Genomic DNA, 26,096 nt, shown 5'->3' with positions numbered 1-26,096 from the left:
TTCGGTTCGCACGTTTATAAGCGGATCAACAACAAGAGAAATGCCGATATGACCACTACGCCAGCCACCACCACGACGCCAGTTACCGAGTCTGGTACATGGAAGCCGGTACAACTGGAATCCAAAGATGTCAAATATGCGACTTGGATTGCCTTCTTTGCTTGGGTTTTTGCAGTTTACGACTTCATCTTGTTTGGCACCCTGCTGCCGGTCATGGGCGGGCATTTCACTTGGAGCGAAACTGAGCAGGCGGAAATCGCCACGTGGGTAGCGGTTGGCGGTGCTGTCGTGGCGTTCGTCGTCGGCCCTCTCGTAGATAAGATCGGTCGACGTGGCGGGATCATCTTCACAATCGGCGGTACAGCGCTTTGCTCGGCGCTCACCGCTGTGTGTGCCGGTATGGGGAAGGGGCCGTTGATAGCTGTTCGCTCGGTCGCAGGCCTCGGTTATGCCGAGGAAGGGGTCAACGCGACGTACCTTACCGAGGTGTATGCAGCCTCGACCGATCCAAAGCTGATCAAGCGCCGGGGGTTTGTCTACAGCTTGGTGCAAAGTGGTTGGCCGGTAGGGGCTTTGATTGCTGCAGGCCTTACTGCACTGCTGCTGCCCCACATTGGTTGGCAGGGTTGTTTCATTTTTGCTGCGGTGCCTGCGCTGGTTGTGGCGATTCTGGCTCGAAAACTCAAAGAAAGCCCTCAGTTCCAGGTGCATCAGCGGATCAACCAATTGCGCAAGGCGGGAGATGATTCCGCCGCACGCAGCCTGGCTCGTGAATACCACGTTGACTATGACGAGCATGCCAAGGCAGGCGTTGCAGCAGCATTTCGTGGTGCAGCACTGCGGCCTACATTGGTTCTGAGCTTGGCGATTCTCCTCAACTGGTCGGCCATTCAAGTCTTCAGCGTTCTGGGCACGTCAGTCATCGTGAGCGTTCACAAGTTGTCGTTCGAGAACTCGTTGTGGATCCTTGTTCTCTCCAACCTGGTTGGGTTCATCGGTTACCTGGTTCACGGTTGGCTGGGCGATCGGATTGGACGCCGCAACACAGTGGCTCTCGGTTGGATGTGTGGTGGATTGGCATTCTTCGCCATGATTCAAGCGCCAAGTGATCTGATCACGGTTGTTGCCTTGTACAGTTTGGGCCTGTTCTTCCTGACCGGCCCGTATTCCGCGATGTTGTTCTTCATGGGCGAAAGCTTCCCCACCAGTATCCGTGCAACAGGGGGCGCAATTGTCCATGCCATGGGCCCTATCGGCGCCATTGTTGCTGGTCTGGGAATCACCAGCGTGCTGTCCACCGGTGGTGAATGGCACAGTGCTGCCCTTTGGTTTGGAGCGCTGCCTTGCTTCCTTTCGGGCTTGATTATGTTCGCCGCCCGGCACGTCGAACCCCATTCAGTCAAATAACAGGGATTTGTAACTATGTCTCAACCCGTAGCGTTGGTTACCGGGGCTGCCAGTGGCATTGGCCAGGCGGTTGCAATTGCGTACGCGAAGAAAGGTGTGCGCGTGATTGGTGGCTATTTGGCAGGTGACCCACATGACCCCTCTCAGACTCAGCGACTCGTAGAGGAGGCAGGTGGCGAGTGTTTAATGGTGGCGATGGACGTGACCAGCAGCGCCTCGATGGACGCCATCGCCGCAGTGGCAGTCGAACACTTCGGTCGGCTCGACTATGCCGTCGCGAACGCTGGGCTTTTGCGCAAAGCTCCGCTACTTGAGATGTCGGATGAGCAGTGGAATGAAATGCTCAACGTCGACCTTACGGGCGTGATGCGCACTTTCCGAAGCGCGAGCCGTTACATCAGTGAAGGCGGAGCCATGGTTGCCATTTCGTCGATTGCTGGTGGTGTATACGGATGGCAAGACCATTCTCATTACGCAGCTGCCAAGGCCGGCCTTCCAGGGCTCTGCCGCTCTCTTGCGGTGGAATTTGCGCCGAAAGGAATTCGCTGCAACACCATCATTCCCGGTTTGATTGAGACACCTCAATCGCTGGACAGCAAGAATTCGCTAGGGGCTGACGGTCTGGCCAAGGCGGGCAAAGCGATTCCTCTGGGACGGGTAGGGCGAGCAAGTGAAGTGGCTGACCTGGTTTGCTACTTGACCGGTCGTGAGTCGAGCTACATCACGGGACAGAGCATCATCATCGATGGCGGTCTGACCGTACGCTGGCCTGAGTAAAAAATAACAACACCGCAAGGTTTCCTTGCGGCTGCGAGGAGAAATGACAATGAAGCCATTGCAAAACCGACGTGCCGTCATTACCGGTGCAGCTAGCGGTATCGGTGCGGCGATCGCCTATGCATATGCCGATGCAGGCGCCAAGCTTGTGTTGTGTGATCGAGACGCCGAGCGCTTGGCTGTCGTTGCCAACCACTGTCGTGACCGTGGCGTCTTGGTGATCGAGTGTGTTGCTGATGTCGGTAGCAGGGAAGGGGCTCAAGCTGGCGTAGATGCCTGCGTAGATGCGCTCGGTGGCATCGATGTTCTGGTGAATAATGCCGGTATGCTGACTCAGGCTTCCTGTGTGGATCTCACTCAGGAAATGTGGGATGAGATGCTGCGGGTCGATCTGACCAGCGTATTCGTCGCAAGCCAGCGTGCTCTACCTCATATGCTGGAACAGAAATGGGGCCGCATCATAAACATCGCCTCTCAGCTCGGCATCAAAGGTGGCGCTCAACTGACTCACTATGCTGCCGCGAAAGCAGGTGTAATCGGATTCACCAAGTCCCTGGCTTTGGAAGTGAGCAAGGACAACGTCTTGGTCAATTCTGTTGCTCCTGGGCCGATTGAAACCCCGCTCGTTGAAGGGATCAGTCAGGAGTGGAAGGCTGCAAAGGCCAGAGAGTTGCCATTGGGTCGGTTCGGTAAGGTTGAAGAGGTGGCACCGATCGCGGTGCTGCTTGCCTCTGAGCCTGGCGGAAACTTGTTCGTCGGCCAAACCCTTAACCCGAATGCCGGCGACGTAATGCCTTGAGGTGAGCTATGTGTGGACTTTGTGGCCTGATCGGTGAGGATGTTCACTGGAGTGATCCTATAGACACAAGCCTTCCCGGTCGCCGCGAGCGCTTACGTCGAATTGCCTCAATTAACCAGGTGATAGCCCCCTTCAGGCTCAAAGTCAGTGACGTCCAGGGCGCTTCTTATCTGGTCCAGGGCCCCACGGGAAAGCAAGGTATTGCCTCCGGTTTGGAGCAGCTCTGGCAAACAGCCGAGGAGATTCTGGGGCGCAAGCTTGACCCCCTTGATCCAAGAATTCTCGATCACTTGGAGATGCAGGCATGAGCCTTCAGATCAATGTCCTGACCGGTTTTCTGGGCAGTGGGAAAACTACTTTGTTGCAGCGGGTGCTGGCCAATGAAGAGATGGGCGAGACGGCTCTGCTCATCAATGAATTCGGCGAGGTTGGCATCGATAATCTTCTCGTGCAGGAAATCGCGCCCAACACGGTGCTGCTGCCAAGTGGGTGCGTCTGTTGTTCGGTGCGTGGGGATCTGAAACAAGCGCTCATCGATCTGCATGACAAGCGAAATCGTGGGGAGATCCCTGCTTTCCGTCGAGTGCTTTTGGAAACGACTGGCCTTGCGGATCCTGCGCCGATTCTTGCGACTTTGCAGCGGGATCCACAACTTCGAGGTCGATACCATGTTGGGCTTATGGTGACCGTTGTCGACGCCCTGCACGCCGCTCTTCAGGAACGAATCCACCCCGAGTGGCTGGGCCAGGTAACAGCTGCTGATCGCCTTTTAGTGAGTAAGGGAGATCTGGTTAGCTCAGAGATTCTTGATCTGCTAGTGGATCACCTGAAAACCCTTAACCCGTCTGCCTCGGTCGCGCTGGCAAGTGCCATTGGGGAAGGCGATGAGCAGATGCTTGGCGAAGGGCTCAGAAGCTTGGAGCCTGATGATGAGGTCGCGGTGTGGCAGCTCTTTGCACCCATGAAGCAACCTCGGCACGGGGGCGCACAAGTTTGCGTGCTTGAGTATGAAACGCCGCTGGATTGGCTTGCCTTCGGGGTTTGGCTATCGATGCTGTTAAGATGCCACGGAGAACGTATTCTTCGGGTCAAAGGTATCTTGAGCGTGATCGACTCTGAGCAACCTATCGTGATTCACGGTGTGCAGCACTGCCTTCATTCACCGGTGCATCTTGCCAGTTGGCCTGATGGGCAGCGGCGATCACGTCTGGTGATTATCGTGCGCGATTTGGACACCAAGCTTCTAAGTAGATCGTTCGAAGCCTTCTTGAACCGTCTGGGGCGTGCTGTATGAGCGGCCCTGTCACGTTGAGAGTACTGGGTACCTCTGTGACCTTGCTCGAGTCTATTCGCTTGCGCGCGGAGCGAGAGCTGGGCATTCGAATTGAGTACCAAGTCCATGACGTTCAAACGGTTCAGCGCATTGCGTTGATGCACCCCGAGAGCTATGACCTTTACGATCAATGGTTCCATAGCATGGATTTTGTCTGGCCCGCAGGCGCAATCCAGCCCATTGATATCAGGCGCGTTGCTTTGTGGGATGAGATCAATGACCTGGCCAAGCGCGGCCGACTTCACGCTGGCGATGAGCTAGCGGGCGGTAGCCTGCCTTGCGACCGTTTGTATGTTCAGCATGATCGTAGCTTGGCCAATCACCCAACTGACTCAATCAGTATGTTGCCGCTCACGCACAATGCGGACAGCTTTGCCTACAGGCCAGACCTGCTTCCCCCTGGGTTTGGTATCGAAAACGAAAGTTGGTCCTGGCTTGTTGATCCTGGCTGGTGCGGTCATGTGGCTTTGCAGAGCGATGCAGCTATCGGGGCGCTGGACGCGGCGCTGGCAGTGCAGGCTAAGGGCCTGGCCAAGTTCGACGTAATTGGCAACCTTCGGCTGGATGAGATCGATGAGCTCGCGGATGTGCTCATCAAGCTCCAACGCCAAGGGCATTTTGCGGCTTTCTGGTCGGATGATCGTGATGCCAGTAAGCTAATGCTTGGCCCAAACGTTCACATTGAGAGTGTCTGGTCTCCAGCGCTGATGCAGCTGCATCGCGAAGGCATTCAGTATCGCCAGGCAGTTCCTAAAGAAGGCTACCGGGGCTGGTTCGGCGGCTTATCGTTGTCTCGGGCTGTTGATGGTGCAGTGAAAGATGTGGCTTACGCCTATCTGAACTGGTGGTTGGCAGGTTGGCCAGGCGCGATGATGGCGCGACAGGGCTTCTACATTTCCAATCCACTGCGAGCTCGAGATCACCTGTCGGCTGCGGAATGGGATTACTGGTACGAAGGCAAGCCAGCCAGCGAACAGTTGCTTGGGAGTGATGGTGAACCACTCATTGGGCCTGGAGAAATAAGGGAAGGGGGCTCCTACGCCGAGCGAGTGAGCCGAATCAGCGTCTGGAACTCGGTGATGGATGAGCATAACTACCTTGTCCGCAAATGGGCTGCATTTCTTAGAGCGGGCCGCTCGAAGGAGCTGTCATCCACAGCTGGAAGCTTGGGCATTGCTTAGCTCCTGTTTCGTGTAAGACAAGCAAAGTTTCGACCTGAGGGATTTCTACGCAGACTGTTCTGATGCAAACACGCTATAGGGTGACCGACTGTGATCTGCAGGAGGTGTCATTCCAGTCATCGATCTTCAACGTATCCAAGGTCGGCGCTAATCTTTGTGCTGCACTCCCGTAGCAGCGCCTCAAACTTCCCCGTAGCACCCTCGGGATCCATCACGGCATCCGGGCCTGACAGATTGATTGCAGCCGTCACTTCTCCCCTGTGGTCTTTGATAGCCATCGCAATCGCAGTGGAGTAATCCGAACGATGCAGCACCCATCCTCGCGCTCTGTCACCCTCGATCATATCTTGCAGCTCGAGCTGAGTCCGTGGGGCAGGGGCTGGGTAATCGTCTAAACGGATGTGTTGGTAAAGTGCGGCAAGTTCTACCTGGTCAAGGCCGGTGAGTAGCATGCGGCCAATCGCCGTGCAGTGGCATGCGATGCGGGTGCCAACCGGAATGTTGACGGACAGCCGCTGAGCCGCAAACGCTCGGTAGACATACAGGCTTTCCGTATTCTCCCGCACGGCCAAATGGCAGGAGAGAGAAGTGCGATCTCGCAATTGATTCAGGTGAGGCATGGCGACATCGACAATGTCGCGGCTGGCGAGGTAACTGAAGCCATCGCTGATGACTCGGGCTCCGAGCTCGTATTGACTGTTGTGTTTGTTCAAGTAACCCATATCGGTCAACGTGAACACTATCCGGTACAGCGCCGAGGTGCTGACGTTCAATCGCTCGGCGATCTCCTGCATGCTCAGACTACGCGTTCGAGCGTTGAACAGGCCAAGCACCGCGAGCCCTCGGGCTAGGGCAGGTACGCTGTAGTCGGCATCCTTAACGGGGGCGTCGATCATCGTTCGTTGCTCATCCGGGATCTGGGAAGCGATATCATGTGTGCCGGCCACGACCGCAGTGGACATGGTCTGCTTCAGCGCGTAGTCAGCACAGCATGATCTGTATCACTTAATACAGCGCGTCGATCTGTAGGGCTCGTCCATCAAACTCGGCCATCGCATCCATTAGTGCGCCCTTGAAATACTCGAGCGAAGCGCGATCACACAGGATGTGGAAGATCGGGTGCGATTCAGCACTGATGTTGATGACGATCACGTTGATCCTTGCAGCCGATGTTTGTGCAACGGCGCCATGCGCAAATGCATCGCTGCGTAGATCAACCCCACACAGTTTGGCCATGACTTCAGCCGCGTGAGCGCCGCTCAGCTGCATCCACGCATGGCTGTCTTCGCGAGGCAAAAGGTAGTTGGCCAAATGATCCATCTCCCAGCGAGCTTCTTCATCGGCGATGCGCTCACCTCTGTCTCGCAGGCTGCCCAGGAGCAAATACTCTGTCTGCGACAGACGCGCCACGTGGCTACCGTCCGGTTGGGTAATGGCCTGGTTTGGCTTATCAGGAAGGCTGAAGCCGCGGGACTGCAGGTATTCGCCACTCTGAGCGCCGCGAAAACCAACCCTTGGAAGCCCCGTCAGGTCGACCACCGCACATTGCTGAAGTGGGCCCGGCCCGATGTCATTGAGATTGGACATGTCAAAGCTCCTGGCGCTGGTTGTCTGGATCGAAGAAGGGGAGCTTTACGACGGTTGCCTGGACGACCACACCATCTTCAACTCGGATCGGAATCTGCTGCCCCGGAGTGCTCTGATCAAAGGCGGCGTAGGCCAGGCCGATGATCTGATCAAGGCTTTGCGAATACTCACAGGACGTCACATTACCGCTGATGTCCGGCCCCTTGAGAACCAGATGGCCCTCGAGCGGTTGCGGGCTGGTCTTGGGCAGCGTGAAGCCCACCAGCTTGCGTTTCTGTGGCTGCGCTTCAAGGATGTCCACGGAGCGACGACCGACAAAGAACGGCTTGTTACGGCTGACCGCCCACCCCATGTCGATTTCGCCAGGATGGGTCATGCCGTCGGTGTCCTGGCTGATGATCACATGGCCTTTTTCCAGGCGCAGCAGGCGCTGGGTCTCGACACCAAACGGGCGAATGTCGAATTCCTTGCCGGCCTCTATCAGTGCATCCCAAAGCTTCAACGCATAACGTGCAGGTACGTGGATTTCGTAACCCAATTCCCCTACGAAGCCTACGCGCAGGAGACGTGCCTTGATCCCGGCCACGGTGCCCAGGCGAACGCCCAGGTATGGGAATCCTTCAGCGGACAGATCAAGATCCGCGCACACCTTCTCCAGCACCTTGCGTGAGTCGGGCCCCGCTACGTTGACTGCCGAGATCGCGGCAGTGACGTTAGCGATGTCGACGTTCAGGCGCCATTGCGCGTTCCACTTGAGCATCTGCTGATAGATTCGATCCACGCCGCTGGTGGTGGCAGTGACGTAGAAGTGGTTTTCGGCAAAGCGCGCGCAGACGCCATCGTCGATCACCACGCCATGTTCGTTGGTCATCAGCGCGTAGCGTGAGCGACCCACGGGCTGCTTGAGAAATGCGAAGGTGTACATGCGGTTGAGAAGTTCGGCAGCGTCAGGGCCGCGCACGTCCAGACCGCCCAGCGTCGAAACGTCGATGATGCCGACCTTCCGGCGCACGTGCAGCGCCTCGGCCTGCATGCATTTATCCCGCTCGCTCGGTTTGCCATAATAGGCAGGGCGCTGCCAGATACCGGCAGGCATCATTTTTGCGCCGGCTTCCAGATGACGGCGGTGCATGGGTGTCTGGCGGTACGGATCAAACGCTCGCCCCGCGACATGGGCCAGCTTCTCCGCCTCAAAGGGAGGGCGCGCTGTGGTTACGCCTGTTTCGCTGACGCTGCGCTGAGTGGACGCTGCCACCAGTCGAGCTGTTGGCAGGGCTGAGTGGCGCCCTTGAGAAGGCCCCATGCCCACGGTGGAGTAGCGCTTGACCAGTTGCACATCTCGATAGCCGATCTTCGTGGCGTTAATGATATCGCGCACCTGCAAATCTTCGTCGAAGTCGACAAAGTCCTTGCCTTTGGGGTGCGGGAAAATCGGCCATGGAAAATTGACTTGCGCTTCTGGGCGCAGCGGCAGGGGCTTGACGTTGATGACCAGGCCTAGCGCTGTAATGATTTCGGTGGCTGTGCGAGTGGCATCAGCGAGCACGTTGTCCAGTGCGTGGAAGCCATGGGCGGAACCTGCAACGCTGAGATTCTTCGGCAGGCCGCTAAGGGTGAACTCAGCCAGTTGATCGTCATAAGACAGCTTGCCGCCGGCTTGGCACAGCAACTGATAGACCGGCATGTAGCCGCCGGACATGCAGAGCAAATCGCAATCCAGGTGCAAGCTGCTATTCGCGACCTGGCCGAGGCCGGTGATTTTTCGGATGTCGACGCCGCTGACATGGCGCATGCCTTTTTCATGCAGCGCTTCAAACACCGTGCTGTTCAGATGACAGGGGATTCCGCGCTTTTCCAGCGCGATCAGCAACGCGCGATCAGCGGGATTGGTACGCATGTCCACCAGCGCTGCAACCTGAACACCTTGCTCGTGCAGATCGAGCGCTGCGTAGTAACCGTCGTCGTTCCCCGTGAGTACCACTGCGCGTTTGCCAGGCTTTACGGCGTAGAGTTTCATCAGGCGTTGGGCTGCGCTGCTAAGCATCACCCCGGGCAAATCGTTGTTGCGGAAAATCACTGGCTGATCAAACGAGCCGCTGGCGATCAGGCATTGGGTGGCGCGCACCTTGTACATGCGTTTACCCTGAATCACCGGCAGATAGTTATCGGTGAACCATGCATTGCACGTAGCTTTCTTCAGCACTTGAATGTTGGCGTGGCCTTCAACAGCGTTGATCAGCTCGCGGCGTAGGCTATCGGCACGATTGTTTTCGACATCGAAACGGGCATAGGTCAGTGAGCCGCCCAGAATGGGTTGTTGCTCAATCAACAACACCTGTGCGCCTGCATCGGCCGCAGTCAGTGCCGCCTGCAGTCCAGCAGGGCCAGCGCCGACAACCGCGAGGTCAGCGAACAGGTAGGCCTTGTCGTAGTACTCGGGCTGGAATTTGAGATCCAAGACGCCGAGTCCGGCCTTTTTGCGAATGATGGGCTCCCATAGTTTCCATGCACCCTTAGGCTTGTAGAAAGAGCGGTAGTAGAAACCAACCGGCATGAATTTGGAGAACTTGCCAAGATAGGCGTCTTTGTCGTTGTCCAGAGAGCCGTTGAAGTTTTGCCCGGTCACCTGCGCACCACTTTCCAGCAGGTGAGTGTCCGCCAGGACGTTGGGCTCGCTCGGCAGCTGTACCAGGGTATTGGCGTCTTGACCTGCCATGGTCAGCGGGCCGCGCGGGCGGTGATACTTGAACGAGCGGGAGAGCAGGAAGCGACCATTGGCGAGCAGGGCACTTGCGATGCTGTCACCTGCAAACCCTTGATACGCTTTGCCATCAAAGCTGAAATGAAGAGGCTGATTGCGGTCGATCAACAAGCCCATGGGAGCGGGTAGGCGGCTCATTGCGCGGTCTCCTTGGCGGTCGTGAATTCAACACGGGTGGTGAACAGCTCTTTGGGATCGAAGGTGCGCAGAATCTCATCGCTGCCAGTGTGGCGTTCGGCCAGGAACCAATAGCTGGAGGGGTTGTGCATCCACCACTCGCAAACCACGCCCAACGTGTCATCGCTGTTGAACACGTAGTCGGCCCATTCGGCATCGGTACACGTCTGCGGATCGGGCATCTGCTTGAACTCACCGCCATAGGTGAACTCACTGATGTTGCGCGGCCCGTTGAGTGGGCAATTCATCACTTTCATGTCTTGCTCCTCAGTGGCTGGCCGCTGTCGCGCCCATTTCGTTGACTTGCTGGAAGGTTGAGAAACGCTCGAGGCCGAACGGCTTGATCAGTTCAGGTACCTTGCCCCCGCTGGCGACGAGTTCGGCCATGGTCTTGCCGCAAATGGGCGTAGCCTTGAAGCCCCACGTGCCCCAGCCGGCATCCAGGTAATAGTTCTTCACCGGGGACAACCCCATGATCGGGCTGTAATCCGGAGTCATGTCGGTGATCCCGGCCCACTGACGCATCAGCTTGGCATTGGCCAAGAACGGGAACATCTCGATCGCGTGTGCCAGCAGGCTTTCTTTCAGATCCAAAGTTGAGCGGGTGTTGAACAGCGGGTACGGATCCGAGCCACCGCCAAACACCACTTCGCCACGGCTGGTCTGTTGCACGTAGCAGTGCAGGGCAGAGGAGCTCACCAACGGGTCGAGGAACGGCTTGAACGGCTGGGTCACCATGGCTTGCAGAGGGAAGGTCTGGATCGGCGAGCGGATACCCGCTTTCTTCATCAACTGCGAACTCATGCCCGCCACTGCTTGCACCGCGCAGCCGCACTGGATGGTGCCGCGATTGGTTTTCACCGCCTTGATGGTGCCGTTCTCGATCACCAACTCTTGGACTTCAGTGAGCTGATGGATTTCCACGCCACGCTTAGCCGCCTGTTTGGCGTAACCCCAAGCCACTGCGTCATGCCGGGCAGTTGCGCCGTCTATGTGCCAGAGACCTGCGATCACCGGGAGATGCCCAGGGTCGAGGTTGAGTGTCGGCACGAGCTCACGAATCTGCTGACGGTCAAGCATTTCGGTGCGCCCGCCGAAGTGTTTGTTGACCTCTGCACGCTGACGGAACGAGCGCACGGTGGCGTCGGTGTGGGCGAGCGTCAGTTGGCCACGATGGGAATACATGATGTTGAAGTCGAATTCATTGGACAGCCCTTCAAACATCCGTACTGACTCGGCGTAAAAGCGCACCCCCTCGCTGGTGAGGTAATTGGAGCGGATGACCGCTGTGTTGCGCGCCGTGTTGCCGCCGCCCAGATACCCCTTCTCCAGCACCGCGATATTGGTGATGCCGTGGTACTTGGACAGGTAGTAGGCGGTTGCCAGGCCGTGGCCACCGCCACCGATGATTACCACATCGTAGGAAGGTTTGAGCGCCTTGGGAGCAGGCAAATCCACTTCGACCGGGTATTCAGAGCTGAGCCCGTATTTCAGGAGATTGAAAGGCATGCGGCCTCCGAGGAAACGCGTTGTGCATGAGCCTGCTGAACCGCAGCGGTAACGGTGTTCTTCATCAGAAAGGCAATGGTCATCGGCCCAACACCACCAGGAACTGGTGTGATAGCTGAAACTTGGGGCAGGGCGCTGTTGAAGTCGACATCCCCAACAAGCTTGCTGCGGCCATCCTCTTCAATGCGATTAATGCCGACGTCGATGACCACCGCTCCTGGCTTGAGCCAACTTGCATCGATCATCCGTGGTCGTCCGACGGCGGCAACGACAATGTCTGCCTGCCGGCACAGGGCCTTGGCATCGACGCTGCGCGAATGCACCACAGTGACCGAGCAATGCGCCTGCAGCAGCAGAGCGGCCATGGGTTTGCCGACGATGTTGGATCGCCCGATGACAACGGCGTGCTTGCCGCTCAGGTCGCCGCAAGCCTCTTCAAGCAGTTGCATGCAGCCGCTGGGAGTGCACGGCGTTAGCACATCGCGACCCTGGCTTAAGCCGCCGACATTTTCACTGTGAAACCCATCGACGTCTTTGCCCGGGGCAATGGCCTGTAACGCACGCGTTTCCTCGATGTGCTCAGGCAATGGGAGCTGCAGCAGAATGCCGTTCACGGCGTTGTCTGCATTCAAGTCTGCGATCAGCTTGAGCAGTTCACCCTGCGAGGTTTCCGCACTCAGGCGGTACTCGAGCGATTTGATTCCCGCTTCTTCTGCACGGAGGATTTTGTTGCGCACATAGACCTGGCTGGCAGGATCTTGCCCGACGAGTATTACAGCGAGCGCAGGGAAGACGCCGTCGGCGCTCAGTCGGGCGACCTCGTCTCGAACCTGCTTCAGCACACGGGCTGATGCCGCTTTGCCGTCAATCAGTTTGGAAGTACTCATCGGAAGATCACCGTTCTGTCTTCGTTGAGGAATACCCGATGCTCCAGGTGATATTTGACCGCTTTGGAAAGCGCCACGGTTTCAGTGTCGCGTCCGATGGCGACCAGGTCGTCTGGCAGATAGGCATGATCGACGCGCTGGACTTCCTGCTCGATGATCGGGCCCTCGTCCAGATCGCTGGTGACGTAGTGAGCCGTCGCCCCAATCAGTTTCACGCCGCGCGCATAGGCCTGGTGATAAGGCTTGGCGCCCTTGAACCCGGGCAGGAATGAGTGATGAATATTGATCGCACGGCCCGATATCTGCTTGCAGAGATCATCAGAAAGGATCTGCATGTAGCGGGCGAGGACGACGAGGTCAGTCCCGGTCTCATCCACAACCTTCATCAGCGCTGCTTCCTGCTGAGCTTTGGTCTCCCTGGTCACCGGCAAGTAGATAAAACGAATGCCTTCGCGCTCGGCCATAGGACGTAGATCAAGGTGGTTGGACACGATGGCCGTGATGGTCATGTCCATTTCGCCCTTGTGGTAGCGATAGAGCAGGTCGGTGAGGCAGTGGTCGAATTTGCTGACCATCAGCAGTACGCGCATCGGCTGGCGAGTATCGTAAAGCTCCCACTGCATGCCGAAAGCTTGAGCGACGTCTTCGAAGCCGGCTTTCAGCTGAGCGATGTCGCCTTCGTGGCCATCGTTGAAACGAAACACCGCCCGCATGAAAAATTTGCCGCTCAACTCATCGTCGAACTGCGCCATCTCACCGATGTAGCAAGCGTTGCCTGCGAGGTAGGAGGTCACTGCTGCAACGATGCCGGAAGTCGCAGGACAGCTGATTTTGAGAATGAAATGGTTTTTTTCATGTTGCATGGTCAGTCCTCAGAGGTGCGCGGCGTGATTTCCGGCAGGTGATTCATCGGTGAAATGCAGATTCGCCCGCGAATAAATATTCTCTTAGAGAATTAAATATTCCGGATGGCGAATTTATAGGCGAATTCAGCCGACACGTCTACACGTATGGGAAAGATTTTTTACTGACAGGAAATGTGGGGCGTGGGCGTGGGGAGGAGGAGAAGGCGAGTCCAGGTTCAGCCTGGACTCGTGGCAACCTGAGTGGTCAGGCCTCTGCGGGGGCGTAGTTCATGATCGACAGGAGGCGGATCGGGACGCTTATCAGTTTTTCCGGGCCGTGGGGAATGTCAGCATCGAATGTCAGGCTGTCACCTGCTTCCAGGTGATAGAGCTGGTTCCCGTGGCGGTAGACCATCTCGCCCTCCAGCAAGTGAAGGAACTCAGTGCCTGGGTGGGAGAAGGTCGGAAATTCCTCGCTAGCGTCATCCATGCTCACCATGTACGCCTCGAAGCTTTTCTTGGGCCCACGGGTGTGGTTCAGCAGGTGGTAGGTATGGCCTTTTTCCGTGCCACGGCGAACGACTTCCAGCCCTTCATCGCGTTTGACCAGAATCGCGCTGCTGCCTTGCTGGTCATACTGGCTGAACAGTTTTGACATCGGCATGCCGAGCACATCGCAAAGACGGCTCAGGTTTTCAAGGCTGGTCGACACCTGAGCGTTTTCAATCTTGCTAAGCATGCCCTGACTGATTCCAGCTATGCGCGCCACGTCCGCAAGCTTCAGATCCTGCGCTTGGCGCTGACGTTTTATCTGGATGCCCAGGTACTGCTCAAGCTTGAGCTTGGGTTGGCTTTCGTGTGTGTTCATGGCTTGCACTAATTCCGCACAGTAAATTTATTTTCGCACTGAGAATGTGCAAATGTGGCCGCGCCGGATAGGGTCGCTTGGCGTTATTCATCACGGGAAAAATATTTTCCCATAAACAAAGCAGAAAGGCTCCCCTCGAATCGAGTTTTTCCGCGACAGCAGCGAGTTGGCAAGCTCATTGCATTCCTGATGGGAAATTAAGTTTCCTGTTCGTAATAATCAGATCGGGCGACTAATCGACCTCCCCACCACGAATTGCTACAGCCAGGAGTCATGTCCATGTTGCCACAAGAAACACAGCGCCTGATCGAGACACACGGGATCAAGTATGTCCTGGCCCAGTTCGTAGATATCCATGGTTCGGCCAAGACCAAATCGGTACCCGTATCGGGTCTCGAGATGGTTGCCGAAGCCGGGGCGGGGTTCGCAGGGTTCGCGATCTGCGGTATGGGCATGGAACCGCATGGCCCCGATTTCATGGCCAAGGGTGACCTGGCTTCACTCACGCCAGTGCCATGGCAGCCAGGTTACGGCCGCGTGGTATGCATTGGTCATGTTGAGAACAAGCCTTGGCCATACGACAGCCGCTACGTCCTGCAGAAGCAGGTGGAGCGATTGAGCGATCGTGGCTGGACGCTGAATACCGGACTGGAGCCAGAATTTAGCCTGTTCAAGCGCGACGGACAGGGCAAGCTGCAGATGGTCGACGCCAGCGATGATCTGGACAAGCCGTGCTACGACTACAAAGGCCTGTCCCGCTCGCGCGAGTTTCTTGAGCGGCTGACCGAAGCCTTGCAGCCAGTGGGTTTCGACATTTACCAGATCGATCACGAAGACGCCAACGGCCAGTTCGAGATCAATTACACCTACAGCAATGCCATGGAATCAGCTGATCGGTTCACCTTTTTCCGCATGGCTGCCGGTGAGATTGCCAACGACATGGGCATCATTTGCTCATTCATGCCAAAGCCTGATCCCAAGCGGGCGGGCAACGGCATGCACTTTCACCTGTCGATCAGCAGCGCGACCAACAAAAACTTGTTCCACGATGCGAGCGATCCGAGCGGCATGGGCCTGTCGAAAATGGCCTACCACTTCGCCGCAGGCCTTCTGGCACATGGCCCAGCCTTGTGCGCCTTCGCAGCGCCGACGGTCAACTCCTACAAGCGCCTTGTTGTGGGCAATTCCTTGTCCGGGGCGACCTGGGCACCAGCCTTTATCGCTTTTGGCGCCAATAACCGCTCGGCCATGGTTCGTGTTCCGTATGGCCGCCTGGAGTTCCGCCTGCCGGATGCTGGCTGCAACCCCTACCTGGTCAGCGCAGCAATCATCGCGGCGGGACTGGACGGCATCGACCGCAAGCTGGAAATCGACCAGGTGTGCAACGAGAACCTCTACAAGTTGAGTCTTGAAGAAATCGCCGCGCGCGGCATCAAGACCTTACCTCAGTCGCTCAAGGAAGCCTGTGATGCCCTTGAGGCTGACCCACTGTTCGCCGAGGTACTTGGCAGCGAAATCGTGGGTGAGTTCATCAAGCTCAAGCGCATGGAGTGGGTGGAGTACAGCCGTCACGTCTCGGACTGGGAAGTGAAGCGCTACACCGAGTTCTTCTGATCTAGCCAGTTTAACCAACCCTTTCTGACACCCTGCCAATGGGTAGGGGGTCTTCTGCCCAGGAGTTAACGATATGTGTGGAATTGTGGGGCTATACCTGAAAAATCCGGCGCTGGAGCCCCAGCTCGGCAAACTCTTTGAACCCATGCTGGAAGCCATGACTGATCGCGGCCCCGACAGTGCCGGCTTCGCCATTTACGGCGATGAAGTTGCTGATGGCTGGGTGAAGTTGACCTTGCAAGCAGCAACCGATGACTACGACTTCAAAGCGCTGGTAGGCGCACTGGAAGGCAAGCTCGCGGCGTCTTTGGACTGGTTCCAAAATGCGAGCGCCATCGTGTTGAAGATCAAGGCTGAGGAAGCTGCCGTACGTTCCGCTTTGGCCGAGCTGGCCCCGGACGTGCGCATCATGAGCGCCGGCAAAAGCATCGAGATCCTCAAGGGCATGGGCTTGCCTAAAGAGATCTCCGAGCGCTTCGGTTTGGGTTCGATGAAAGGCAGCCACATCATCGGCCATACCCGGATGGCGACTGAAAGCGCCGTAACCATGGAAGGCAGCCACCCGTTCTCTACCGGCGCTGACTTGTGCCTGGTGCACAACGGCTCGCTGTCCAACCACTTCCGTCTGCGTCAGGAACTGCGCCGCGAAGGCATCCAGTTCGACACCGAGAATGACACTGAAGTCGCGGCCGGTTACCTGGCCTGGCGTCTGCAGCAAGGCGACAGTCTGAAGACCGCCTTGGACAGTTCGCTCGATGCACTGGACGGCTTTTTCACCTTCGCAATCGGCACCCGCAATGGATTCGCCGTGATCCGAGATCCGATTGCGTGTAAGCCGGCAATTCTTGCCGAAACCGACGACTACGTTGCAATGGCTTCGGAGTATCAGGCGCTGTCGAGCCTGCCGGGCATCGAGAAAGCCAAGGTCTGGGAACCTGTTCCGGCCACCATGTACATCTGGGAACGCGAGTCGGCTTAAGGAGCACGCACATGAAAACCATTGATCTTGGCAACACCACCGTGCGCGACCTTAACCAGGCGCTGCACGATCAAGCAAAGACGCTTGAGGAAAGAGAATGGGTCGTCACGCACCCTGACGGCGCGCACAACATCGCGGTCGGCGTAAACGAAGCGGTGTCCGTGGATATCCAGGGGCATGCCGGCTACTACTGCGCCGGTATGAACCAGAAGGCTTCCATCACTGTGCACGGGAACGTCGGCGTTGGTTGCGCCGAGAACATGATGTCTGGCTACGTCCGAGTAAAAGGCAGCGCTTCGCAAGCAGCGGGCGCTACGGCGCATGGCGGTCTGCTGGTGATCGAAGGCGACGCCGGCGCCCGTTGCGGGATCTCGATGAAAGGGATCGATATCGTGGTCGGCGGCAGCATCGGCCACATGAGCTGCTTCATGGGGCAGGCGGGACGCCTTGTGGTATGCGGTGACGCCGGCGATGCGCTGGGTGACTCCCTGTACGAGACGAAGATTTTCGTCAAAGGAAAGGTCGAGTCGCTGGGTTCTGACTGCATCGAAAAAGAGATGCGCCCGGAGCACATTGAAGAGTTGCAAGCGCTTCTGAACAAAGCCGGCTTCAACGAGAAAGCCAGTGACTTCAAGCGCTACGGCTCGGCTCGCCAGCTGTACAACTTCAAAGTCGACAACGCCTCCGCGTACTGATTCAGGAGCAAGAAAATGAGCGAAAAAACCCCTCCAGTCCTGCGCGAGTCGGCCACCTTTGATCGTCTGACTATTCAGGAAATCCAGCGTGCCGCCGAGACCGGCATCTACGACATTCGCGGCGGTGGTACCAAGCGCAAGCTGCCGCACTTCGACGACCTGCTGCTGCTCGGTGCGAGCGTCTCGCGCTACCCGCTGGAAGGCTACCGTGAGAAATGCGGAACGGATGTAATCCTCGGTAACCGGTTCGCCAAGAAGCCGATCCACCTGAAAATTCCGGTGACAATCGCCGGCATGAGCTTCGGTGCATTGTCGGCCAATGCGAAAGAAGCCCTGGGGCGCGGCGCCACTATTGCAGGCACCAGTACCACCACGGGCGACGGTGGCATGACGCCGGAAGAACGCGGCCAATCCCAGCACCTGGTTTACCAATACCTGCCTTCGCGTTATGGCATGAACCCTGATGACCTGCGCAAGGCCGATGCCATCGAAATCGTCTTGGGGCAGGGCGCCAAGCCCGGTGGCGGCGGTATGCTGCTGGGCATGAAGGTGACCGAGCGTGTTGCCGGTATGCGTACCTTGCCCATCGGCGTTGACCAGCGCTCGGCGTGCCGTCATCCGGACTGGACTGGGCCTGACGACTTGGCGATCAAGATTGCCGAGATCCGTGAGATCACCGATTGGGAAAAACCGATTTACGTGAAAATCGGGGCCAGCCGTCCTTACTACGACGTCAAGCTGGCAGTGAAGGCCGGCGCCGATGTGATCGTGCTTGATGGCATGCAAGGCGGTACCGCTGCGACTCAGGAAGTGTTCATCGAGCACGTCGGTATCCCCATCCTGCCAGCCATTCCCCAGGCGGTTCAGGCGTTGCAGGAGATGGGCATGCACCGCAAGGTGCAACTGATTGTCTCCGGCGGCATCCGTAACGGTGCAGACGTTGCCAAGGCCATGGCGCTGGGTGCCGATGCCGTGGCCATCGGTACGGCCGCATTGATTGCTCTGGGTGACAACCATCCACGCCTGGACGATGAGCTCAAGAAGATCGGCTCTGCGGCTGGCTTCTACGATGACTGGCAGAACGGTCGTGACCCGGCAGGTATCACCACGCAGGATCCGGAGCTGTCAAAACGTCTTGATCCGATCGAAGGCGGGCGCAGGTTGGCCAACTATTTGCGTGTTCTGGTGCTGGAGGCGCAAACCATGGCTCGAGCCTGCGGCAAATCCCACCTGCACAACCTCGACCCTGAGGATCTGGTGGCCTTGACCGTAGAATCCGCCGCTATGGCTCGCGTGCCATTGGCAGGGACTTCGTGGATTCCAGGCAGCCAGTACTGAGCATTACCTGATGCAGGAGCGCGTGTGCCCGTGGCGGCGATCTGTCTGCAACTGAATTGTTGTCTGACACGCCGCCGCCAAGGGCAAGTGCGCTCTTGCGTTCAGGCCATTCTTGATTTGACCCATCCAAGAGGCCTCAACGGCCCAGCGCTTCACCGCCTCGCTTTCTGCCAGACACTTTTCCATTCATCGCAGGAGCTTCCACAATGGTTAATCGTCTACCCGGCAAATCACTTCTTGCGTTGTTCGCGCTCAGTGCATGTATACCGCTGGCACAGGCGGCTGATGCCCCAACATTGAACACCGGCAGCACCGCCTGGATGGTAACGGCGGCGGTTCTGGTGCTGTTCATGTGTCTGCCAGGCCTTGCGCTGTTTTACGGCGGTCTCGTGCGAGCCAAGAACATGCTGTCACTGTTCACCCAATGTTTTGGTATCGCCGGACTGGTGGGGGTGCTGTGGGTGGTTTATGGCTACAGCATGGTGGTCGATACCACCAACATGGTTGAGGGCGAGGTTAGCTTCAATAGCTTTGTCGGCGGCCTGAACCGCGCATTTTTGGCAGGCATGACGTCTGAAAGCCTGGTTGGCGACATTCCGGAAGGGGTGTTTGTTACCTTCCAAATGACCTTTGCCATCATCACTCCGGCGCTCATTGCCGGGGCTTTTGCCGAACGTATGAAGTTCTCGTCGGCGCTGCTGTTCATGGCCATCTGGTTCACCCTTGTCTACGCGCCAGTGGCCCACATGGTATGGGGTGGAGCAGGGGCATTGATGCACAACTGGGGCGTGCTGGATTTCGCTGGTGGTACTGCAGTTCACATCAACGCCGGTGTAGCTGCGCTTGCCGCCTGTTTGCTGCTTGGCAAGCGTAAGGGTTACGAAAACGCTCCAATGCCTGCACATAACCTGAGCCTCACGATGGTCGGCGCGGCGATGCTCTGGGTCGGCTGGTTTGGATTCAACATCGGCTCCGGCGGCGGCCTCAGTGGCCTTTCAGGCATCGTGATGCTCAACACTCAGCTCGGTGCGTGTGCCGGTATTCTGGGCTGGATGTTCACCGAGTGGCTCAGGGTAGGTAAGCCGAGTGCGTTGGGGCTAGCCAGTGGCGCCTTGGCCGGCCTGGTCGGGATTACCCCAGCCTGTGCGTATGTAGGGGTTGGCGGCGCGCTGGCCATCGGCCTGCTTTGTGGCGTGTTCTGTTATCTCAGCGTGACGGTGCTCAAGACGCGCCTGGGCTATGACGACAGCCTGGATGTATTCGGCTTGCATGGTATCGGCGGAATGATTGGCGCCGTGTTGACGGGCGTTTTCTGCGTGCCGTCGTTGGGCGGGTTGGTCGAGAACGTCACCATGGCTGACCAGGTGATCGCGCAGGTCAAAGGGGTGGCATTCACAACGGCCTACTGCTTCATTGCGAGCTGGATCATTCTCAGAGTGTTAAAGGCCGTCGTCGGGTTGCGGGCACATGACGCTGTTGAGGAAATGGGGCTTGACCTCGGTGAGCATAACGAGCGGGCTTACAACCACTAAGTGAGGAGAGCGCCCCGGCAGTTTGCGCCCAGGAGAGTCGACAACTGGGGCCCTGGCATGGGGCGTAGGACGTGTACGATGCCTTGCGCCTAATCAGCAGCCTGCTGAGCGGCAAGCAGCATAAGGATCATGCCGGGAGGTGGCGGCAATTACTGGCCGCCACCCAGCTGATTCCACTCGCTGTACGCCGACGTCAGACCTTGGGGAAGCCGAGGCAGATCATGTCTGATCTCACTCAGCGCATTGGGGCTTCGAATCCATTCCGTCAGCCATGCGATCAGCATCGGTCGGGTAGCGTTGCAGGGTGCGACTTGCTGTTCAAGCTCGTCGGCTATTGGTTCCAGAAGCGCCAAATACGCGTCCAAATCGGCAATTTGATTGACCAAGGTATTCTTCCTCTCTCAGATCCGGATGAGTGCTGGCTCTGATGCCCTCAATGCTCAAATTTCAGCAAGTGTGTGCCTTTTTTCTGTGCCTCAGGGCATGGTCCTGGTAAGCCAACGTCAGGCTCCAGTTTCTCAATTCCGAGCGAAGTTCGTCGATGAGCGCAGTTGAGTATTTCCAGGGCTGAACGCCATTTGAAAATCGGAACAGCCGCGTCGGGAGTGGCGATCCGCTTGCCCAACTGCAAGGGATCGCCAGTCCGGAGTGTAGCTAGGTGGGCGAACCTGCTTTGGTAGCAGACGCTGCGCTACGCAGGCTCCACACCCCCCAGGTCAACCCCAGCACGGCCGCGATCAACGACGCGGATAGCACGCCGAGTTTCGCTGCCCCAAGTGAGCCAGGGTCGACGAACGCGAGGTTGGCGATGAAGATCGACATGGTGAAACCGATGCCGGCCAGCAGCCCGACCAGGACAATGCTACGCCAGTTGACCTCGGCGGGAAGCACGCACCAGCCCAGGCGGACCATCAGCCAGCTGACGCTGACGATGCCCAACGGCTTTCCTGCTACCAGGGCGACAGCGACGGCGATCATGACCCACTGGGGGCCTTCAACGGACAGGTCGACACCCGAAAGGCTGACCCCGGCGTTGGCCAAGGCAAACACCGGCATGATGCCGAAGGCTACCCAGGGGTGCAGGGTGCCTTGCATGCGCACTACCGGCGGCAGCAGTTCGCGCTGGGCCAGGCGCAGTCGTTTCAACGGGTCCATGAGGTCGCTGGCATCTTGCTCAGGCGCCTTGGCGCGCCCCAGCAATTCGCCGGTGAAGCGGGTAATGGCGTCCAGTGGGCGCTCACGCATCGGCATCGCGGTCACAGGTGTCATCAGGCCCAGCACGACGCCTGCGAGGGTCGGGTGGGCGCCGGTCAACAAGATGCCCAGCCAGACGATCGCACCGGGAAGGACGTAGGCGTAGGCTGAACCCACACCGATCTTTTGAAGCCCGATCACCATTAGCAGGCCGATCAGTGCAACGCCGAAACCGGTGTAATCAAGGCCACCTGAGTAGAAGAACGCGATGATCAGGACTGCGATGATGTCATCGATGATTGCCAGGGCGAGGAGGAACACACGTACGTTGGACGGGATCGACTTGCCGAGCAGTGCCAATACGCCCACCGCAAAGGCGATATCCGTCGCCGTTGGCACGGCCCAGCCTTGCTGGTCTGCCGACGCGTGACCAAAACTCAGGTAGAGGAGTGCGGGTACCGCTACGCCGCCGACAGCGGCTGCCATGGGGAGTGTGGCTTGGCGCAGGCTGGACAGTGCACCCTCGTGGATTTCGCGGCGGATCTCCATGCCCACGACCAGGAAAAAGATGGTCATCAAGCCATCATTGATCCAGAAATGCAGAGACTGCGAATAGACATGCGAGCCTACGCCGAACGTCAACGGCGTATGCCAAAGGGCTTCATAACTGTCGGCAGCCGGGGAATTCGCCCAAATCAATGCAGCGACTGCGGCAATCAACAGAACGATGCCGCTGACCGCTTCAATGTGCAAAAAGCGTTCAAGGTTGGCGAAGGCACGCTCAGCCAGTTTCTGGGCGCGAGGTAATTCTACTTTATGCATAGGCACAGGTACTCCCGCATGGCGGCCCGACCTGCGCTGTTCTTTAACCTGCCCCACTGCACCGTGCAGCTGGCACCCGTCCGGTAGTCTACCGAATAACCACTCTCAGATGAACAACAAGCGCCAAACCATTCACTCCCATGGGGCGTCGGTCTGGGATTTTTCCCTGCGGACGTTACGGTTTATGGTGATTTCCGAGCACGCGGGGCTTGGCGAACGGCAATTTATCCAACTGATCACCGCCACCTGCACATTGTGAAGACAGTGCGCTCGCCTTGTTTGCTTTCCTGGAGCATTTTCCGTTCTTCAGCATCATTGTCGTGGGGCGCGGTACTTAGGGTGGTCGTGTTCTGTCTCAAGGTGCTGTGCACGCTGCGACTTTGGGGTTCGGTAATGCCTTCGCCCAGCGTTCGACACCGTGCTTGCCACGCGAGGGTAAAATCGAGCAGTGGCAGGCTGGCCCAGGCTACACCGCCTAGCCCACCGCAAAGGCGGGGCATGCGGGGAGTCCAGAGGTCTTCTGGCTGATTGGTTGTATGACCTCAGGCCTAGAATCGCCAGAAGGCCGGCGAGACAAGTACCAGTACGGTGAGGATCTCGAGCCGTCCAAGCAGCATGCCAACCGTCAGCAACCATTTCGCTGCGTCCGGCAACGAGGCGAAATTACCTACAGGCCCGATAATCGTCCCCAGGCCTGGGCCGACGTTGCACACCGCGGTGGCCGCCCCGCTCAATGCCGTCATCCAGTCGAGCCCTATCAGAGAGAGGCCAAGGGCGATGACTGCGATGGTGACGGAGAAGAAGAAGGAGAACGTCAGCAGTGACCGTACGATCTCTTCATCGATGGGGTGCCCATTGTATTTCTTCGAGATCGTTGCCCGTGGATGGATCAACTGCTTCAGGCTGCTGACAAGCAAGGCAGCGGCCACCTGGAAACGGAATATTTTCAAACCGCCGGCGGTGGAGCCCGAGCACCCGCCGACGAACGTCAGGTAAAAGAACAGCATGATGGCGAAGCTGCCCCAGAGCGTGTAATCACCCAAGGCAACGCCTGTGGTGGTCACCACCGAGGTCACATTGACCGCAACGATACGAAACGCATCCCACCAAGCCAGGTCGCTGTGCAGGCAGAGCCAGGTTCCGACGGTGAGCCAGACGAAGACGAGAAAACCAATGAAACCGCGAACTTGATGGTCCGTGAGCAGGATGCGTCGATGGCCACGCAGCGTGGCGACATAGAGTGTGAAGGGCAGGCTGCCGAGTATCATGATGACCACAGCTACCCAATGCACCGCAGGCTGTGGCCAATGAGCCAGCGAGGCATCCGAGGTCGAGTAACCACCGGTTGAAATCAGCGACATCGAATGATTGATGGCTTCGAACGGGGTCATGCCGGCAGCCCACAACGCCCCTGTTCCCAATGCTGTCAGGGCCAGGTAGACCAGCAGTATCATCTTGGCAGCCACATGCGAACGTGGCGTCACTTTGTCAGACCAATCCGAAGACTCGGTCTGGAACAGGCGCATGCCGCCCACGCGCAGCAGTGGCAGGATCGCCACGGCCATGCCGATAAATCCAATGCCTCCCAGCCAGTGCAGCAGGGAACGCCATATCAGTAGCCCCGGTGATGCACTGTCCAGGCCTGTCAGCACGGTCGAGCCGGTGGTGGTAATTCCCGACATGGTTTCGAAGAACGCGTCCGTGTAACTGATGTCGCGAATTAACACCATCGGCAGCGCCGCAAATGCACACACGATGACCCAGCTTGCCGTCGTGAGGAAATACATGTCCCTGGTCCGCAGTTGCGGTATGTCGGGGACGCCCCGGGCTACCGGAAGCAGGCCGACGCACAGAACGATCAGGCTCGACCAGACGAATGCGCCGAGGTCGTCGCTGCGGTCGTACCACAGCAACGTCAGCATCGGAATCACCATGCTGACGGCCAATGTGATCAGGAATACGCCAATAATGAAGGCAATGAAACGCAATGCAGGCAGCGGCATTGAGGGAGCTCGTTGGGACAGTGCCGGCAGTATTGCTTGCTTTACGGTAATGTCGAGTAAAAAAGGCGTAAAGTCGCGGTCGGGGATTTTGCACGCCGCTTTCTGGCTCTCGCTCGATGGCTTATTGGGCTGATCTCTACGCGTGTTCCCGTCTGTCAGCTCCCAAACGGTTGGAAGAGAGGCCTCAACGCCGCGCGCCCCCTTCGCGGGTTGGCGAAAACAGCGCAAGCCTTGTGTCGCGAAAGGGCTGCGGAGCAGCCCCTGGATTTCAGCGTGGATACACGAATTGCCGGGGCTGCCGTGCAGCGCTAGTGCGGCACTGTTGAGAGTGCCGCAGTGGGCATGGAAAGCCCGCGGGCTTTCTGGATTACTTGATTAGCGGCACGCCACTGAGTTTCTGTAGTTCGTCAAAGTCGATGTCCGCGCAGATCTCGACCACTTTCAGCCCTTCAGGTGTCACTTCCAGTACGGCCAGGTCGGTGTAGATGCGGCTGACGCAAGCGATACCGGTCAGCGGGTAGGTGCACTCGGGCACCAGCTTGCTTTCGCCGGTCTTGGTCAGGTGGTCCATCATCACGAACACCTGGCGGGCGCCGGTGGCCAGGTCCATTGCGCCGCCTACGGCCGGGATCGAACCTTCGGCACCCGTGTGCCAGTTGGCCAGGTCGCCCTTGACCGACACCTGGAAGGCACCCAGTACGGCGATGTCCAGGTGGCCGCCACGCATCATCGAGAACGAATCGGCATGGTGGAAGAAGGCACCACCGGTCAGCAGGGTGACGTGCTGCTTGCCGGCGTTGATCAGGTCATCGTCTTCCTCGCCCGGCGCAGGGCTTGGGCCCATGCCCAGCAGGCCGTTTTCGCTGTGCAGGAACACTTCCTTGTCGCCCAGGTAGTTGGCCACCAGGGTCGGTGCGCCGATGCCCAGGTTTACATACGCGCCTTCCTGGATGTCTGCGGCCACGCGTTGGGCCATCTCGGTGCGGGAGAGCTTTTTGGTGATGGTCATGGCAGGCCTCAGACAGCTTTGGCGATCGAAGAAGCGGCAGCACCGGTGACGGCGACCACGCGCTGGACGAAGATACCCGGGGTGATGATGTGTTCCGGGTCCAGTTCACCAAGTTCGACGACTTGGTCGACCTGGGCGATGGCGGTCTTGGCAGCCATGGCCATGATCGGGCCGAAGTTGCGGGCGGCCTTGCGGTAGGTCAGGTTGCCCCAACGGTCACCCTTGTGCGCCTTGATCAGTGCGAAGTCGGCGTGCAGCGGCATTTCCAGCACGTACATGCGGCCGTCGATCTCACGTGTTTCTTTGCCCTCGGCCAACAGGGTGCCGTAGCCGGTCGGTGAGAAGAACGCACCAATGCCGGAGCCTGCGGCGCGGATACGCTCGGCCAGGTTGCCCTGCGGGACCACTTCCAGTTCGATCTTGCCGGCGCGGTACAGTTCGTCGAACACGTAGGAGTCGGACTGGCGCGGGAACGAGCAGATCACCTTGCGCACGCTGCCTGCCATGAGCAGGGCGGCCAGGCCGATCTCGCCGTTGCCGGCGTTGTTGCTGATGATGGTCAGGTCGCGGGCACCGGTGGCAATGAGGCCATCGATCAGCTCGGACGGCATGCCAGCCGTGCCGAAGCCACCGACCATGATGGTCGAACCGTCGGTGATCCCTTCCACCGCGCTGGCGATGGACTCGTACGTTTTATTGATCAAGGCGAGCTCCTGGTTGTTCCTGGAGTTGTGGTTGTCGGGCTGGCCGGAGCGCGTGAAGCGATGGGGCCTGTCAGC

Annotated in this window: 24 protein-coding genes and 1 pseudogene; 13 read left to right on the top strand and 12 right to left on the bottom strand. The window is 58.2% G+C overall.

The features are described 5' to 3' along the window. Positions 1–48: 48 nt before the first annotated feature. Genes V6093_RS08645 through V6093_RS08620 form a run of 6 tightly spaced genes read left to right on the top strand, consistent with a single transcriptional unit; the run spans position 49 to position 5,497 of the window. Entirely contained in the window at positions 49–1,407 is a 1,359-nt protein-coding gene (locus V6093_RS08645) for an MFS transporter (protein WP_004576120.1), read from the top strand. Between the two features lie 15 nt (positions 1,408–1,422). Beyond that, positions 1,423–2,184: an SDR family NAD(P)-dependent oxidoreductase gene (locus V6093_RS08640; RefSeq protein ID WP_003251170.1), complete on the top strand. Its 762-nt coding sequence runs from the start codon at positions 1,423–1,425 to the stop codon at positions 2,182–2,184. A 49-nt stretch (positions 2,185–2,233) separates the two neighbouring features. Beyond that, positions 2,234–2,983, top strand: a complete 750-nt coding sequence (locus V6093_RS08635; protein ID WP_003251169.1) for an SDR family NAD(P)-dependent oxidoreductase — start codon at positions 2,234–2,236, stop codon at positions 2,981–2,983. Positions 2,984–2,991: 8 nt separating this feature from the next. After that, positions 2,992–3,291, top strand: a complete 300-nt coding sequence (locus tag V6093_RS08630) for a hypothetical protein (protein ID WP_003251167.1) — start codon at positions 2,992–2,994, stop codon at positions 3,289–3,291. Then, positions 3,288–4,277 carry a CobW family GTP-binding protein gene (locus V6093_RS08625; protein WP_406669769.1) on the top strand — a complete coding sequence of 330 codons (990 nt, stop codon included), beginning with the start codon at positions 3,288–3,290 and terminating at the stop codon, positions 4,275–4,277. The genes V6093_RS08630 and V6093_RS08625 overlap by 4 nt, the downstream gene beginning before the upstream one ends. Then, positions 4,274–5,497, top strand: a complete 1,224-nt coding sequence (locus tag V6093_RS08620) for a PotD/PotF family extracellular solute-binding protein (protein WP_047604731.1) — start codon at positions 4,274–4,276, stop codon at positions 5,495–5,497. Before V6093_RS08625 ends, V6093_RS08620 begins: the two co-directional genes overlap by 4 nt. Positions 5,498–5,613: 116 nt before the next feature. On the opposite strand, the gene V6093_RS08615 is transcribed toward V6093_RS08620, so the two are convergent. From V6093_RS08615 to V6093_RS08580, 8 genes are all read right to left on the bottom strand, one after another. After that, complete coding sequence (locus V6093_RS08615) at positions 5,614–6,393, bottom strand: IclR family transcriptional regulator (protein ID WP_033727036.1); 780 nt, start codon at positions 6,391–6,393, stop codon at positions 5,614–5,616. 109 nt (positions 6,394–6,502) lie between these two features. Beyond that, positions 6,503–7,084 carry a sarcosine oxidase subunit gamma gene (locus V6093_RS08610; RefSeq protein ID WP_267827945.1) on the bottom strand — a complete coding sequence of 194 codons (582 nt, stop codon included), beginning with the start codon at positions 7,082–7,084 and terminating at the stop codon, positions 6,503–6,505. A 1-nt stretch (position 7,085) separates the two neighbouring features. Beyond that, on the bottom strand, positions 7,086–9,983 hold the full coding sequence (locus tag V6093_RS08605; RefSeq protein WP_108078953.1) for a 2Fe-2S iron-sulfur cluster-binding protein: 2,898 nt from the start codon (positions 9,981–9,983) through the stop codon (positions 7,086–7,088). Next, complete coding sequence (locus tag V6093_RS08600; RefSeq protein WP_003251157.1) at positions 9,980–10,279, bottom strand: sarcosine oxidase subunit delta; 300 nt, start codon at positions 10,277–10,279, stop codon at positions 9,980–9,982. Before V6093_RS08600 ends, V6093_RS08605 begins: the two co-directional genes overlap by 4 nt. 10 nt (positions 10,280–10,289) lie before the next feature. Beyond that, positions 10,290–11,531 (bottom strand): FAD-dependent oxidoreductase, encoded by a 1,242-nt coding sequence (locus tag V6093_RS08595; RefSeq protein WP_003251155.1) that lies wholly within the window; start codon positions 11,529–11,531, stop codon positions 10,290–10,292. Then, on the bottom strand, positions 11,513–12,418 hold the full coding sequence (folD, locus tag V6093_RS08590) for a bifunctional methylenetetrahydrofolate dehydrogenase/methenyltetrahydrofolate cyclohydrolase FolD (protein WP_047604728.1): 906 nt from the start codon (positions 12,416–12,418) through the stop codon (positions 11,513–11,515). Before folD ends, V6093_RS08595 begins: the two co-directional genes overlap by 19 nt. Further along, positions 12,415–13,281, bottom strand: coding sequence for a formyltetrahydrofolate deformylase (purU, locus tag V6093_RS08585; protein WP_003251152.1), 867 nt, complete (start codon positions 13,279–13,281; stop codon positions 12,415–12,417). Before purU ends, folD begins: the two co-directional genes overlap by 4 nt. 247 nt (positions 13,282–13,528) lie before the next feature. After that, positions 13,529–14,131: a helix-turn-helix domain-containing protein gene (locus V6093_RS08580; RefSeq protein WP_003251150.1), complete on the bottom strand. Its 603-nt coding sequence runs from the start codon at positions 14,129–14,131 to the stop codon at positions 13,529–13,531. Positions 14,132–14,410: 279 nt separating this feature from the next. Between V6093_RS08580 and glnT the strand changes: the two genes are divergently transcribed. The 6 genes from glnT to V6093_RS08550 all read left to right on the top strand — a co-directional run bounded on the left by glnT (position 14,411) and on the right by V6093_RS08550 (position 20,717). Beyond that, positions 14,411–15,745 (top strand): type III glutamate--ammonia ligase, encoded by a 1,335-nt coding sequence (gene glnT, locus V6093_RS08575; RefSeq protein ID WP_003251148.1) that lies wholly within the window; start codon positions 14,411–14,413, stop codon positions 15,743–15,745. Between the two features lie 73 nt (positions 15,746–15,818). Continuing rightward, on the top strand, positions 15,819–16,724 hold the full coding sequence (locus V6093_RS08570) for a glutamine amidotransferase family protein (protein ID WP_406669768.1): 906 nt from the start codon (positions 15,819–15,821) through the stop codon (positions 16,722–16,724). Positions 16,725–16,735: 11 nt separating this feature from the next. Further along, on the top strand, positions 16,736–17,419 hold the full coding sequence (locus V6093_RS08565) for a protein glxC (RefSeq protein WP_003251145.1): 684 nt from the start codon (positions 16,736–16,738) through the stop codon (positions 17,417–17,419). Positions 17,420–17,434: 15 nt separating this feature from the next. Then, a complete protein-coding gene (locus tag V6093_RS08560) occupies positions 17,435–18,757 on the top strand; it encodes an FMN-binding glutamate synthase family protein (protein WP_003251143.1) in 1,323 nt (440 codons plus the stop codon). Between the two features lie 206 nt (positions 18,758–18,963). Next, positions 18,964–20,289, top strand: a complete 1,326-nt coding sequence (locus tag V6093_RS08555; protein WP_274094431.1) for an ammonium transporter — start codon at positions 18,964–18,966, stop codon at positions 20,287–20,289. A gap of 71 nt (positions 20,290–20,360) precedes the next feature. Continuing rightward, on the top strand, positions 20,361–20,717 hold the full coding sequence (locus V6093_RS08550; RefSeq protein WP_047604726.1) for a hypothetical protein: 357 nt from the start codon (positions 20,361–20,363) through the stop codon (positions 20,715–20,717). A gap of 226 nt (positions 20,718–20,943) precedes the next feature. On the opposite strand, the gene nhaA is transcribed toward V6093_RS08550, so the two are convergent. Further along, positions 20,944–22,305, bottom strand: coding sequence for a Na+/H+ antiporter NhaA (gene nhaA / locus V6093_RS08545; RefSeq protein ID WP_003251136.1), 1,362 nt, complete (start codon positions 22,303–22,305; stop codon positions 20,944–20,946). A 257-nt stretch (positions 22,306–22,562) separates the two neighbouring features. Here nhaA and V6093_RS08540 point away from each other — a divergent pair. Next, positions 22,563–22,656, top strand: a pseudogene (locus V6093_RS08540) (hypothetical protein); the annotation flags it as partial. Between the two features lie 197 nt (positions 22,657–22,853). On the opposite strand, the gene V6093_RS08535 reads toward V6093_RS08540, so the two are convergent. The 3 genes from V6093_RS08535 to V6093_RS08525 all read right to left on the bottom strand — a co-directional run bounded on the left by V6093_RS08535 (position 22,854) and on the right by V6093_RS08525 (position 26,021). Continuing rightward, positions 22,854–24,308, bottom strand: a complete 1,455-nt coding sequence (locus tag V6093_RS08535) for a TrkH family potassium uptake protein (RefSeq protein WP_003251133.1) — start codon at positions 24,306–24,308, stop codon at positions 22,854–22,856. Positions 24,309–24,675: 367 nt separating this feature from the next. Continuing rightward, entirely contained in the window at positions 24,676–25,317 is a 642-nt protein-coding gene (locus V6093_RS08530) for a 3-oxoacid CoA-transferase subunit B (RefSeq protein WP_003251131.1), read from the bottom strand. Positions 25,318–25,325: 8 nt separating this feature from the next. Then, positions 25,326–26,021: a 3-oxoacid CoA-transferase subunit A gene (locus V6093_RS08525; RefSeq protein WP_003251128.1), complete on the bottom strand. Its 696-nt coding sequence runs from the start codon at positions 26,019–26,021 to the stop codon at positions 25,326–25,328. Positions 26,022–26,096 lie beyond the last annotated feature (75 nt).

The sequence above is a fragment of the Pseudomonas putida group bacterium ESBL64 genome (assembly GCF_045277175.1).
Lineage (GTDB): Bacteria > Pseudomonadota > Gammaproteobacteria > Pseudomonadales > Pseudomonadaceae > Aquipseudomonas > Aquipseudomonas alloputida.
The sequence above is the reverse complement of the archived record's forward strand: the minus strand, read 5'-3'. Positions and strand labels throughout refer to the sequence as shown.

What these genes read in the sequence shown, in the direction of transcription:
- V6093_RS08560 (WP_003251143.1), top strand. Translation starts at nt 17,435, where the DNA reads ATGAGCGAAAAAACCCCTCCAGTCCTGCGCGAGTCGGCCACCTTTGAT.
- nhaA (WP_003251136.1), bottom strand. Translation starts at nt 22,305, where the DNA reads ATGCATAAAGTAGAATTACCTCGCGCCCAGAAACTGGCTGAGCGTGCC.
- V6093_RS08630 (WP_003251167.1), top strand. Translation starts at nt 2,992, where the DNA reads ATGTGTGGACTTTGTGGCCTGATCGGTGAGGATGTTCACTGGAGTGAT.
- V6093_RS08635 (WP_003251169.1), top strand. Translation starts at nt 2,234, where the DNA reads ATGAAGCCATTGCAAAACCGACGTGCCGTCATTACCGGTGCAGCTAGC.
- V6093_RS08595 (WP_003251155.1), bottom strand. Translation starts at nt 11,531, where the DNA reads ATGCCTTTCAATCTCCTGAAATACGGGCTCAGCTCTGAATACCCGGTC.
- V6093_RS08600 (WP_003251157.1), bottom strand. Translation starts at nt 10,279, where the DNA reads ATGAAAGTGATGAATTGCCCACTCAACGGGCCGCGCAACATCAGTGAG.
- V6093_RS08570 (WP_406669768.1), top strand. Translation starts at nt 15,819, where the DNA reads ATGTGTGGAATTGTGGGGCTATACCTGAAAAATCCGGCGCTGGAGCCC.
- V6093_RS08645 (WP_004576120.1), top strand. Translation starts at nt 49, where the DNA reads ATGACCACTACGCCAGCCACCACCACGACGCCAGTTACCGAGTCTGGT.
- V6093_RS08625 (WP_406669769.1), top strand. Translation starts at nt 3,288, where the DNA reads ATGAGCCTTCAGATCAATGTCCTGACCGGTTTTCTGGGCAGTGGGAAA.
- V6093_RS08535 (WP_003251133.1), bottom strand. Translation starts at nt 24,308, where the DNA reads ATGCCGCTGCCTGCATTGCGTTTCATTGCCTTCATTATTGGCGTATTC.
- V6093_RS08580 (WP_003251150.1), bottom strand. Translation starts at nt 14,131, where the DNA reads ATGAACACACACGAAAGCCAACCCAAGCTCAAGCTTGAGCAGTACCTG.
- V6093_RS08605 (WP_108078953.1), bottom strand. Translation starts at nt 9,983, where the DNA reads ATGAGCCGCCTACCCGCTCCCATGGGCTTGTTGATCGACCGCAATCAG.
- V6093_RS08530 (WP_003251131.1), bottom strand. Translation starts at nt 25,317, where the DNA reads ATGACCATCACCAAAAAGCTCTCCCGCACCGAGATGGCCCAACGCGTG.
- V6093_RS08615 (WP_033727036.1), bottom strand. Translation starts at nt 6,393, where the DNA reads ATGATCGACGCCCCCGTTAAGGATGCCGACTACAGCGTACCTGCCCTA.
- glnT (WP_003251148.1), top strand. Translation starts at nt 14,411, where the DNA reads ATGTTGCCACAAGAAACACAGCGCCTGATCGAGACACACGGGATCAAG.
- V6093_RS08640 (WP_003251170.1), top strand. Translation starts at nt 1,423, where the DNA reads ATGTCTCAACCCGTAGCGTTGGTTACCGGGGCTGCCAGTGGCATTGGC.
- purU (WP_003251152.1), bottom strand. Translation starts at nt 13,281, where the DNA reads ATGCAACATGAAAAAAACCATTTCATTCTCAAAATCAGCTGTCCTGCG.
- folD (WP_047604728.1), bottom strand. Translation starts at nt 12,418, where the DNA reads ATGAGTACTTCCAAACTGATTGACGGCAAAGCGGCATCAGCCCGTGTG.
- V6093_RS08555 (WP_274094431.1), top strand. Translation starts at nt 18,964, where the DNA reads ATGGTTAATCGTCTACCCGGCAAATCACTTCTTGCGTTGTTCGCGCTC.
- V6093_RS08620 (WP_047604731.1), top strand. Translation starts at nt 4,274, where the DNA reads ATGAGCGGCCCTGTCACGTTGAGAGTACTGGGTACCTCTGTGACCTTG.
- V6093_RS08565 (WP_003251145.1), top strand. Translation starts at nt 16,736, where the DNA reads ATGAAAACCATTGATCTTGGCAACACCACCGTGCGCGACCTTAACCAG.
- V6093_RS08610 (WP_267827945.1), bottom strand. Translation starts at nt 7,084, where the DNA reads ATGTCCAATCTCAATGACATCGGGCCGGGCCCACTTCAGCAATGTGCG.